Raw genomic sequence first — 12,993 nt, forward strand, 5'->3', positions numbered from 1 at the left:
AGAGGACACCGAAATGGGTCAATCTGCAAAATATCGTACTAAATCGAGCACCTTGCAAATTTTCCCCAAATTTTTGCATTTTTTGCACATCAGCCCAACTTTGCCCCCCAATGACCCCAAACCGGTAATCGTATGGGTCAATCTGCAAAATAACGCGCTCAAATCAGAAGTATTTCGATTTTTATCCCACAGTGCGCTTTCCGACCTAGTTTTTTGCACATCAGCCCACATCCGATTCACTGATTAGCAAGTTCGAATGCACAAATGGGTCAATCTGCAAAAAATCCCAGCCAAAACCCCCTCATCCTCACATAATTTCAGCCACATCCCTTTTCAAACCCCCACACACAAAATTTGTCCCCGGTAGGAATAACCTACCGGGGACAAACTCAATCAATCAATCAGCGCCTTCTCACCGAGCGCCGAGCGCTTTCGACGCACGAGGTGAATTACTCCTCATCACGGCGCTTGCGCGCAGCCAGAGCCATCCAGCCGAATGCGATGAATCCAAGTGTTGCCACTGCGATTGCTACCACATTTGCACCGGTGTCGACGAGAGCGGTAGAACGGTACTTACCGGTATTGGAGGTTGGTACGTTGTTTCCAGCGTTGCCCTTGTTTCCATTGCCGTTAGCATCGTTTCCGTTTTGATCGTTTTGACCATTCTGTCCGTTCTGGCCGTTGTTACCGTTGTCGGTGTCCTCTACGGTAACCTTGACCGTGATTTCTTCACTCGAGCCATCAGGATAGGTGATGCGCACCGTTCCTTCAGAGGTACCAGGCTTGCTGGTATCTGGGGTCTTCGTCCAGTCGATGACTGTGCCCGCAGGCAGGTCGTCGAGATTGCCAATTGCATCGGAAGGATTTGGAGTCTTATCACCAGGCTTGGTGGTGATGTCCTTTCCTTCTGGATTGTAAATATCAGCATCGCTTCCGACCTTGACGTTGACTTCTACTTCTTGAGTGGAGCCATCAGGGAATGTGACGAGCACGGAGCCCTTCTTAAAGCCTGCTTCAGTGGTGTCTGGAGCATTCTTCCATTCGACCGTGGTGCCTTGTGGGAGATCCGCCAAGTTCTTGATGGCGTTGGATGCGTCAGGCAGCTGAGCACCCTTGTCCACCTTCACATCTTGACCGATAGCCGTGTAAGCATCGGCGTCAGAGGTGATCTTGACTGTGACATCCACTGTGTCGCTAGAGCCATCAGGGTAAGTCACCTTCACCTGAGACGTGCTGGTGCCAGGCTTAGATGTATCCGGCTCGGTTACCCACTCAAACGTGGTGCCGTCAGGCAGGTCGCCCGCATTCTTGATGCCATCGCGAGCATCCGGTGTAGCGTCGCCCTTCTTCACCTCAATGGCTTGAGCTTCTGGATTATAAGCCTCAGCATCCGTACCCACCTTGACTGGAACCGTTACCGTATCCTTCGAACCATCCGGATATGTAATAGTCACAGTGCCCGTAGTAGAACCAGGCTTAGTAGTATCAGGCTTTGGCTCATCCCATGTCACAGTCGTGCCGTCAGGTAGCTTGTCTGCATCCTTGACGCCGTCCTTTGCATCTGGGAGATCCTTGCCCGTGTCCACCTTGACTTCCTGGCCCTGTGGATCGTAGGCGTCAGACATTGTCTTTACGGTGACGGTGACAGCAACCTCATCGGTGGTGCCATCTGGATAGGTGACCACAACCGTGCCGGTCTTCTCACCCGCAGTTGAAGTGTCCGGAGCGACATCCTTCCACTCGTAAGTAGTACCCGCAGGGAGATCATCCTTATTGGCAATGCCATCCGAAGCCACCGGTGCAGTACCGGCTGTTACTTCAATGCCTTGAGCAGTTGGAGTGTACGCATCTGAAGCATCACCGTAGGTCAATGGCACAGACACAGCATCCGTGGAACCATCTGCGTAGGTGACGACCATCTGGACAGCCACATTCTTACCATTGGTTGGAATGCTCGTACCCTCAGCCAGCTTGATGCTCTTTACTACGCCTTCTGCAGGTGTAGGGCTGATGCTGACCTTTGCTGCCAAGGCTTCTTCTGTGACCTTCGTGCCGTAAGGGACATTCAATGCTTCGGCGGTGGCATCGTACTTGGTGGCATCCGTGCGGTTATCTGTCACGTTTACCGTAACGTCTACCTCATCGGTGGTGCCATCTGGATAGGTGACTACAACCGTACCGGTCTTCTCACCAGCATCAGAAGTGTCCGGAGCACCATCCTTCCACTCATAGGTGGTACCGTCTGGCAAATCATCCTTATTGGCGATGCCATCAGACGCAGCTGGAGTCTCACCCAAGTCAGTAGCAATTGGTGCAACCTCTGGGGTGTAACTATCGGCAGCATCGGCGTAGGACAGAGTGACGGTCACGGTATCGGAGGTGCCATCCCAGTAGTCAACGACCAAAACTACAGCATTATTCTTGCCACTTGATGGAATCGTCACCTTGTCGGCGAGCTTGATCCGATAATCGTTAGCCTCAGGCTTATCATCACCGGTGAAAGTGACCTGATCAGTCAGATCCTTTAGCGTTGCAGTCTGTCCGTAAGGCTTTGTGACTGTGCCGCCTTGTGGATTGTACTTGATAGAGGCTGGTCGAGGATCAGAGACCACAACTGAAATCTCCTTCTCGTAAGTCGAGTTATCAGGGAAGGTGACCACAACCGTAGCCTTAACCGTGCCTGCCTTGCTGACATCCGGATCTTCCTTCCATGCGAAGGTGGTGCCTGCTGGCACGTCACTGTCGTCACCGGTGACGGTTTGAGTGCCCGCAGCGTCAGGCACCGTACCAATAGGCGTGTATATCGTATCCCTCAATTCGACTTCATAGATATCGTTATCCTTGCCTACCTTCACAGGTACGGTTACGGTATCCTTCGAGCCATCCGGATAGGTGACGGTTACAGTACCGGTCGTGTTGCCAGCCTTTGAGGTATCTGGTGTCTCTGTCCATTCGGCAGTTGTGCCTGAAGGCAGGTCGCCCCAGTTCTTGATGGTATCCGAGGCTGTTGGTACATCACCATTGACTGGGACGAGAATATCATCCTTAGCCTGTGGATCATACAAATCAGCATCCGAACCCACCTTGATCGGCACTTCTACGATATCCGAAGAATTGTCCGGATAGGTGACCTTCACGAATGCGGTGCTTTCACCCGCAGTGGATGTATCTGGATCCTTCACCCATTCATACGTGGTGCCATCTGGCAAATCAGCTGCATTTTCGATGCCGCTCTTTGCATCTGGCACATCCGCGCCGGTCTGTACCGTGACCTGCTGAGCAGTTGGCGTGTATGCATCCGCATCGGTGCCAACCTTCACAGAAACGGTGACATCTTCCGTGCTGCCATCTGGATACGTGACGGTGATAACACCACTCTTCTCACCAGCCGTAGAGGTATCCGGCGAAGTGGTCCATGCAGCGGTAGTGCCGGCAGGCAACTCATCAAGATTAGTAATCGTGGTGTTTGCATCTGGCAGAGTACCGTTCAATGGCACGGTCACATCCTTAGCCTGAGGATTATAAGCATCCTTCTGTGGCTTCGCGGTGACGGTGACTTCCACCTCATCCGTGGTGCCATCTGGATAGGTGACTACGACTGTGCCCGTCTTGTCACCCGCAGTAGAAGTGTCCGGAGCGCCATCCTTCCACTCATAGGTGGTGCCAGCCGGGAGATCATCCTTATTGGCAATGCCATCGGAAGCCACAGGTGTGGTACCTGCAGTCACTTCGATTGGCTGAGCGGTAGGCGTATAAGCATCTGCAGCGTCGCCATAGCTCAGGGTGACGGTAGCAGTATCTGTAGAACCATCCGCGTAGGTGACCACCATAGGCATTGGCAAATTCTTACCATTGCTTGGAATGGTTACACCATCAGCCAGCTTAGTGCTTGTGACTACACCATCGGCAGGTTCTGGGCTGATGTTGACCTTAGCTGCCAAGGCTTCTTCTGTGACCTTCGTGCCATAGTCAACCGACAAACTGCCACCCGTAGCTTCGTACTTAGCAGCATCCTTACGGTTATCTGTGACGGTGACAGTGACAGGAACCTCATCGGTAGTGCCATCTGGGTAGGTGACTACAACCGTGCCGGTCTTCTCACCAGCAGTAGAAGTGTCTGGAGCTCCGTCCTGCCACTCGTAAGTGGTGCCAGCCGGGAGAGCATCCTTGTTGGCAATGCCTTCTGAAGCAGATGGCGTGGATCCCAGATCAGCAGCAATCTCTTGTGCCTCAGGCGTATACGCATCCGAAGCATCGCCGTAGCTCAGCTTGACGGTTACGGTATCCGTAGTCTTATCAGCGTAGGTTACGACGAACACAACGGCGTTATTCTTACCCGAAGTTGGGATGGTTACACCATCGGCGAGCGCGATTGAGTACGAATTGTCGGCAGGTGCTTCACCGGTGAAGGTGATCTTGGCCTTGAGCTCATCCTCTGTGGCGGTCTGTCCGTAAGGCTTTGTCAGTTCGCCGCCCTGAGCATCGTACTTGTTGGAGTCCGCGCGGGTGTCCAAAACGTTCACCTTGACTGGTACTTCATCGGCAGTGCCGTCAGAGTACGTGATGACAACGGTGGCGTCCTTTTCGCCTACGGTGGAGGTGTCAGGAGCGCTGTCCTTCCACTCGATGCTAGAGACCTCGGTCAGCTCGGTTGGGTTTGCAATAGCTGTGGAAGCAGATGGAGCATCACCATTGAGCACGGCGGTAACGTCTTGTCCCTGTGGGTTGTTGCGTTCTGCATCCGTACCGAAGATGACGCGCATTGGCACGGTATCGGTGGAGTCATCTGCATAAGTGACCACCATATCTACGGTGTTAATGCCGGAGGTTGGTAGTTCTTCGCCATCGAGTAGTGCAACGCTCTTCACATCGCTTGCATTGGCAAGTTCTGGTGAGTATGCGATGTTGTTTTGCAACTCTTCGAGGGTTACGGAACCCTCCATTGGCTTGCGGATGACTTCTTTCGCGGATGTCGTGTACTTTTCTGTAGCTGTGCCGAATGCTACTGCTACGTTCACATTTTCAGACGAGCCATCCTTGTAGGTGACAACCATAGGAACCATGTTAATCTTGCCTGCTGTAGGCAGGTTGTCTGGATCTACTGGAGCGATGGTGCCTACGGCGCTCTTGTCTGGGGTGACGGTGACTGCATTCGCTAGTTCGTCTGCGGTGAGCGTGGAGCCGTATTCCTTTTCGATGGCGCCACCGGTTGCGGTGTACTTTTCAGCAGCTGTCTGGTAGGACAGGGTGACAGTGACGTCATCCGTAGAACCATCTGGATAGGTGATGACGAGTGGAATATCGTTATCGATACCGCTGGTTGGAATGCTTGCGCCGTTTGCGAGTGCGACAGTTGGCGTTACGCCATCTGCGAGCTCAGGGTCATAGGTAATGGTTGCGGACAAATCATCCAGCGTTGCCATTTCGCCATATCCCTTGGTGAGGGAACCGCCGCGAGCGCTGTAGGTTTGAGCCTGGGTAGCGTTTTCGGTGACTGCAATGTTGATCGTCACCTTATCTGTGGAGCCATCAGGGTAGGTGACCACGATAGTGGCTGGCACCTCGCCTTCATTGCTCAAGTCTGGGGTGGTTTCCCATGTATAAGTGGTACCATCCGGCAGGTCAGACTTGTTGGTAATCAAAGTGGCAGGATCTGGTGCAGTATCGCCTGGTTTGGCAACTGTATCCTTACCAATTGGCTCATACTGGTCAGCTTGGTTTTCCACGATGGTAATGACGGTGCCTGTGGAGGTGTTTACGCCCTTAGGATCGGAGCCCACCAGCACAGCCTTGGTTACATTCGATGGAATGGTATTTGCTGGAATGCTGAGCGTAAAGGCGCCGGATTCCAAATCGTTGAGCGGGATGCTGTAGGTCGCGTAAACGGTACCATTTGCCGTTTCTGTGCCGTCCGCTTCCGCCTGGACGAGTTTGACGATGGCATTGCCCGCCGCCTCGTTGGTGGCGTGAATCTTCTGCGTGGTATCTGCAGGATTGTCATACACCGTCTTTGGCATAGTGCCCGTGATGGTGCTATCTGCAGAGCGAATCAGCGTGGTGGTTTGAGTAGTTGGTTCGTTGACCTTGTACTGGCCGCCATCTGTACCGACCGTGTTGTCATCGTACAGTTCCTGAGGATCTGGTACGCCATCGCCATCCGTGTCCACGTTCGTGTTGTTATAACCAAAAGCAAACTCGACAAAGTCGAAGATGCCGTCGTTATCCGTATCATTCGACTGCACATACGAGTTTGCGTAGGAATTGGTCAGAACCTTAGGCGTGGCACCATTATCTGCTTTACCAACCAAGCCGCCGAAGATGTACTTATTTTGGTAATCTGCGACCAAATCAGACTGGAAGTTCAGTGTCTTTCCATCTTCTTGCACGAGCTTCTTGACGGTTTCGGTAAATTCTTTTAGCGATACCCCATCCTTGAGCTTATAAGAGATGGTGTAGCTTCGTGGCTGTCCAAGCGTACCCCAGAACACATCATTGGTGTTATCGCGCGCTTTATTTAACTGGGCAAGCGTCAGATCATCGCCATACTGCGCAATAGACAGTGCGGAATCCGTGCCCGTATCGACTCTTCCATCCGCAGTCGTGTTGATGGACCACTTGGTACGGCCGGTATCTACGTACTTACCTTGAGCATCGGAATTGTAGAGCTGCGTACCCGTAGTATCAATGAATGGCAGTAACTCTTCCGGAATTTGCTCACGAATGTAAACAACCCAACCGTAATCCGTCTGCAAGTAGTTTTCTGTAGGCTTGACGGTATGGACCGAGTTGATGCGCATCGTGGTTGGATCCATCACGATAAGATCAGAGACGCCGCCGCCGACTGGCGAGTCAGAGAACTCGTTGTCTTTCTCATTGACCAGATCTGGATTGTTTTGTTGGATAAATCCGGTAGAAACAGCATCACTTGCGATGGCACCGTCGCCTTTAATCCACACGGATTCGAAATTCAGTTTCTCATCAGCGAGACCCAACGATTCAAGTGTCGCGCCATTTTTGAGCTTAATCGTCAGCATATGCTGAAGCGCACTACCAGCAGGTCCAGGACGAACGCCACCAGTTACTGCGATAGGAACTGCCCACGTCGCACCATCAAAATATTTTTGGAGGTATGCGCCTGAGTCTTTGACCTGAATCGTGTCGATCTGCTTATAGAATTCATCTTCCATAAAGCTGAGCACATACTTACCAGCCCACTCATTCGTGGTGCTGGTTCCCCAGCCAGTAATACCATCGGCCCATTTAACAATTTCGAGCGTGATAGTGCCATCGGAATTCACACCAATGTAATTGGTCTTGGAATACCGAAGGTCGGAATCCTCGATACCGGTTGCGGAATAGTGGGTTTCTGTATCGATTGCTCGGGTAGACGTACCATCAGCAGCAAACGCTGCCCCAATACCTCCGACTCCTATTGCGCCAACTAATGCAAGAGCCGACAGCCCTGCAATAATTCGACGCCCTCCCCCTGCAATCTTGAAGATTGCTGCACTATGTGCATTCTCTTTCGGTCTCATTTTTTCCAACTCCTAAACTTTCAGGAAATTAATATGAGATTTAATTTTGCATACTGCACTTTCTATTGTAATGTTTTGTTTTCGTGTGTCCAAAAATGGGGATACCGAGAGAAAGATGACACACGTAATGCGATTTCAAGCCATTGTGTCTCCGTAGAAGCCCGAAAATACAATCCTTACGGAGCTTTTATGACGGGAGCACTCATAACGTGAAATCTATAAGAATCATCATGTATGAGCCGAAACATGCGTAAAAATTCTATTATTCCTACAACAAATAATGAGATATTTTATGAGTGTTCTACAAGAGTTTTTTGAGATGATTCGTTGTGGGATTGCTAAATTTTTCTAAGAACCATGTAAAAATTATTTACACCCCGGACTTCTTCCCGTATGGTTTTCCTTTTCCACATCGGCTATACAGGTCCGCAGAGACTCCTCTATTCACAAAAATCCTCTCGAAAGACATTTCAAGAGGATTAATTCGAGCGAATGACGGGAGTCGAACCCGCCTCTAGAGCTTGGGAAGCTCTCGTTCTACCGATGAACTACATTCGCGATTTCGTGCTTCTAAAGTGCACACGAAGCACCAGATAAGTGTACCACGCCTCAGGACGGAATCCAGCGAAGTATCACGCCAGCTCTCCTACGACTGCCGGTAAGGTGTCTGCTGGAAAGGCTGACCCTGATCATATGAGCCGTAACTAGTACCCATAAACGGCGTTTGGCCCATATCTGCTGCCATTTGCTGCAAACGAGCAATGCGCTCAGCTGTTGGCGGATGAGTAGAAAACAGACGGTTGATATCTGCAGCGCGGAACGGACTTGCAATCATCGAAGCAGACATATTCTCGGTAGCTGCAGTCTTGCGCAAAGGCGCGGTCTGCACACCCCGCTCGATTTTGGCCAGCGCCGATGCCAAAGCGAGAGGATCTTCACTCAGCGTAGAGCCATCCTCATCCGCGTCAAATTCGCGCGTACGAGAAATGGCCATCTGAATCAGGCTTGCGCCAATGGGAGCGAGGATTAAAGCCAACAAACCGCCAATGGCTGCAAACGGGCCATTATCGCGGCTATCTCGGGAGGAACCAAAAAACCGCATGGAGTATGCCAAGTACGTGATGACCATAGACATAGCAGAAGCAATGGCCGAGGTAAGGATATCGCGATTGTACACATGCATGAGCTCGTGGCCGAGCACACCGCGAATTTCCCGATCGTCAAGCAGATTCAAAATGCCCTGCGTGCAGCACACGGCAGCATGCTTCTCGTTGCGCCCCGTAGCAAAAGCATTCGGAGACATCGTAGGCGCCACGTAAATGCGTGGCATAGGCTTGCCGGCCTTCTGAGCCAGTTCGCGCACGATAGCGTAGAGCTGTGGCTGCTCCTGCTCACTCACCGCCACGGCTTGCATCGAAGCGAGCGCGAGTTTATCCGAAAACCAGTAGCTACCGAAGGTCATAGCCACGGCGATGGCCACATAAAAACCGAGCGTGCTCACCGATCCGCTGGCAAAATACCAGACGAGAAAAATAAGCACCCACATAAAGCTAAAAAGCGCTAAAGTTTTGAGACCATTGGCATGTCCGCGAATCTTCATACATCCTCCCTGTTCGCGCGCATTTGGTTACAATTTTTCGGCATAAAGCTAAAACGCCGCCGCTTTTTACTCGTTGCCATACGCAATTTGACGCAGCTGATCCGCATTGATGACCTTGATATGCTCACGCCCCACCTGTGCACCCATGTCGCGTTCAAACTTGTCCACGCGCTGCCATGCCACATAGTCGAGCGGCTTGATTCCCTTGTCCGACAAAATTTGCGCGATATCATCCTCTGGCTGCGGCGCAATGCGTCCGTGAGACTCGGACTGTGCCCAGTCGGCGAGCAGATTTTCTACTGTTTCCAACGCATCTGACTTAGTAGAGCCAATCAATCCTACAGGTCCGCGCTTCGCCCAACCGGTAGCATATACAAAAGGCATACCAGCAATGCGTCCGCCCGCATTTTCGAGGGTATATGCCTGCTCATCGTAAGGAATGCCCGGCACTTGAGCCGGCTTGTAGCCAATAGCATGATACACGGCCTGCACAGGGATAGTTTCAAATTCTCCCGTGCCACTCATCGTGCCATCCGCAGCCGTGCGCGTTTTTTCGATTTTTACTGCGCTGACTGTGCCGCTATCATCGTTGTCCGTCAGGATTTCCACTGGATTTGCGTTGAAGTGCAAGAAGAAACGACGCTGTGCAGGTTTTCCTTCAAAGTCCGTATTTTTCTCCATCATTTCAAGGCTCATTTCGCGCACTAGCACGAGTTCATCGACCATCTGTCGCGTCAGCTTGTCTTTGCTTGCCTCTTCCATGTGTTCATCAGTCAGCACTTCAGGGCTGAAGTCTGCTTCATCCGTGACGATTTGTACGCCTGGTAATGCTTCGAGTTCGCGCAATTCTTGTACAGAAAACTTTGCATGGGTAACGTCACGGCGGATGAAGACATGCACGTCTTTTGCCTTGTTCGCAGCTAAGCCGTCATAGACGTTCTGCGGAATATCCGTATGGAGCAAATCATCTGGATAGCGCACCAATAGGCGGGAGATATCCATAGCCACGTTGCCACCACCCAGCACAGCCACCTGCTGAGCTTCGAGCGGCCACTGTGGGCTAGCCGTTGGGTAGCCGTCATACCACTCCACAAAGCGAGCTGCACCATACACGCCTGCCGCCTGCGCTCCGGCGATCTCCAATGGTCGATCGTCTACTGCGCCGGTAGCAAAAATCACTGCATCATAGCGAGGCTTTAAATCGTCCAAAGTAATATCGCGACCAAATTCCACATCGGCGAGCAAACGAATCTTTGGGTTATTCAAAGTCTTTTCCAAAGCGCCAATAATGTACTTAATAGCAGGATGATCCGGTGCCACACCATAGCGCACCAAGCCAAAAGGCACGGGCAATTTTTCAAAAATATCAATCTGAGCTGTAGCATCTGCTCCAAAGCCCAGTTCTTCGCGCTTTTCTTCAATTTGACGCAACAAAATATCAGACACGTACACGCCTGCAGGGCCTGCGCCGATAACAGCTACTTTAAAATCTCTCATGTGCTTCCATCTATAAGCTATCTGTTTATTTTCTGCCCTCTAGCTTATAGGAAAGGGCATGAAAAGGGAATGAATATATAAAAGCCTTACTGCCTATCCACATGCAATGGCATGACAACTGGAGAGCGCAGTAAGGCTTGAGTACCCATTCGTTATACGGTGAGCTTTAGTTTTATTTTTAGTTTGAGCCGCTTCCGCCGAAGAACTGCTCAAATGGGTTGTTTGAGCTGTTTCCGTTGTTGTTATTTTGGCTGTTGGAGTCGTTGTTGCTCTGGCTGTTGGAATTCGAGGAAGACGTGGTGGTGCTTTCCTCCTTATCCATGTTTACGGTCAAATCCAAGGCCTTGCCATCGCGGATGATGGTCAGTGTGACCTGCTCGCCCTTCTGGGTGGCGCGTACGTAGCCGAGCAATGCGGCGTTAGAGCCTACGGAATGCTTGTTATACGCCACGATGGTATCGCCCTGCTGAACGCCCGCGTCTGCCGCAGCAGAGCCGGATACTACGCTTTGCACCTGGGAGCCGGAGACCGTTACGCCATCAGCCGTTGCCGTAGCAGACTTCACGGTCACACCCAAGGACACATGTGTAGCCGAACCATTTTCGATGATGGAGCTCGTAACCCACTTCACCAGGTTTGCAGGAATGGCAAAACCAATGCCGATAGAACCCGACGAGCCTTCAGAAGACGAAGACGAGCTAGTGGTAGCGATAGAAGAATTAATACCAATCAACTTACCGTCCGTATTGAAGGTTGGGCCGCCGGAATTACCAGAATTAATAGATGCATCAATCTGTACAGCGTTCGTTACGACCACGTCACCACTATTGTCCTCACTCGATACGGATACTGGACGGTTCAGTGCGGACACAATACCGGTGGTTGCCGTATTTTCGTAACCCAGTGGGCTACCAATGGCCATCACAGACTCGCCGACTGCCAAGTCATCAGAGTCCGCAAAGGTCACAGGTGTGAGATTGCTTGGTGGGTTTTGCAGCTTGATAACGGCCAAATCCGTGGTTGGATCCGTGCCTACGACCTCGGCCTCATACATAGCACCATCGGATAAGGTGACCTGAAGATTCGAGGCGCCAGATACCACGTGATTGTTGGTGACGATATCGCCGTCTGTGTTCAAAATTGCACCCGAACCGATAACTGTGCCGCCGGAAACCGTGCCCTGAATGGAAACTACGGATGCGGACACTGCCTTCGCTACAGCAGACCAGTCGCTGGACGAGCTGGTGGCGCTGGCACTGCCGGAGCCGCCGGTGGAGCTGGTGATAGAGCTCAAGGATGAGGAGCTTGGGATGGTGAGAATGCCGCTACGAATGCCCGCAAAACCTAAGCCGGCGACGAGCACGGCTGCGGCGGCCGCAGCACCAATGGAGGTCCAAATCGTGGTAGTGCGGTTCTTCTTTATCAAGCTTTCCACGGTGTGTGCGTTTGCATTCACACCCGCTGCGGTGACGCTGGCTTCGGTGCCGAAAGCATTGGCAGGATCAGCGAAGGCATTACCGTTCTTTTCACGGGAATTCTGCGCATTCTGTCCGTACATTGGGGCGCCTGGGTTCCTGTACTGGTTGGCATTCTGGGCGTGCTGCGCATTCTGAGCAGCCTGTGCTGTCTGTGGCGTTTGCGGAGCTCCATAGACGCCAGCCTGAGCCTGTTGCTGCGATTGCTGTGGCTGCTGGGCATAAGGGAACTGTGCAGTTGGCTGCTCCTGCGCACTGCGATAGTTTCCCTGAGCAATCGGCGTAGTTGGTTGAGAAGCGTAGCCTTGGCCATTATTCTGGCCGTACTGTACAGGTGGGATTGGCTGCGTTGGTTGAGATTGCGCATACTGGGCAGGTGTCACCGGACGCAATGGTTGCGTTGGAGCCGCGAATTGCGAGGACTGCTGATTATATGGCTGAGCCGTATTCCTGTAATCAGAACGAGTCTGCTGAGAGTCGTTTGTGGAATTATTGGTATTCTGATCGTTTTTGGCCTCATCGAAATATTCGTTTGCCATTATTCTCCTTCAGCATATTAATCGCCGTAATGGCGTTATTCATTTCTGATTAATAGGTAAACGTATAAAACTGAGAATAGTCTGAGAATGGGCTAAAAAGTTTCTATTCATCCCTTGAACACATAAAAATTACAGAAATTATCAAGAAAATATCAACTCTGCGAGGATCTCGCTGCGGCCTTATCACTTTGAAATTTGCTCTTCTTGCACATTCTTCGGGTTCCTGCTTTCAAAGATACCCACGTATGGAATACAGTAGAGTAAATGAGCGATTTGAGTAATGATAGCAAGGCATTAACGCCTACCGAGGAGCAGACGGGCACACAGGACACACAGCCCGTTCCAGC

The 12,993-nt window shown here is 51.5% G+C and carries 4 protein-coding genes and 1 tRNA gene; all 5 read right to left on the reverse strand.

The features are described 5' to 3' along the window. Positions 1-449 precede the first annotated feature (449 nt). The 5 genes from D570_RS0102245 to D570_RS08265 all read right to left on the reverse strand — a co-directional run bounded on the left by D570_RS0102245 (position 450) and on the right by D570_RS08265 (position 12,646). Positions 450-7,535, reverse strand: a complete 7,086-nt coding sequence (locus D570_RS0102245; protein ID WP_018142775.1) for a Rib/alpha-like domain-containing protein — start codon at positions 7,533-7,535, stop codon at positions 450-452. 487 nt (positions 7,536-8,022) lie between these two features. Further along, a tRNA-Gly gene (locus D570_RS0102250) sits at positions 8,023-8,093 on the reverse strand. 88 nt (positions 8,094-8,181) lie between these two features. Next, positions 8,182-9,135 (reverse strand): zinc metalloprotease HtpX, encoded by a 954-nt coding sequence (gene htpX, locus D570_RS0102255; RefSeq protein WP_018142776.1) that lies wholly within the window; start codon positions 9,133-9,135, stop codon positions 8,182-8,184. 66 nt (positions 9,136-9,201) lie between these two features. Further along, entirely contained in the window at positions 9,202-10,632 is a 1,431-nt protein-coding gene (locus tag D570_RS0102260; RefSeq protein ID WP_018142777.1) for an FAD-dependent oxidoreductase, read from the reverse strand. 178 nt (positions 10,633-10,810) lie between these two features. Further along, complete coding sequence (locus D570_RS08265; RefSeq protein WP_018142778.1) at positions 10,811-12,646, reverse strand: S1C family serine protease; 1,836 nt, start codon at positions 12,644-12,646, stop codon at positions 10,811-10,813. Positions 12,647-12,993: the final 347 nt, after the last annotated feature.

The organism is Alloscardovia criceti DSM 17774, from assembly GCF_000376885.1.
GTDB classification, from domain to species: domain Bacteria; phylum Actinomycetota; class Actinomycetes; order Actinomycetales; family Bifidobacteriaceae; genus Alloscardovia; species Alloscardovia criceti.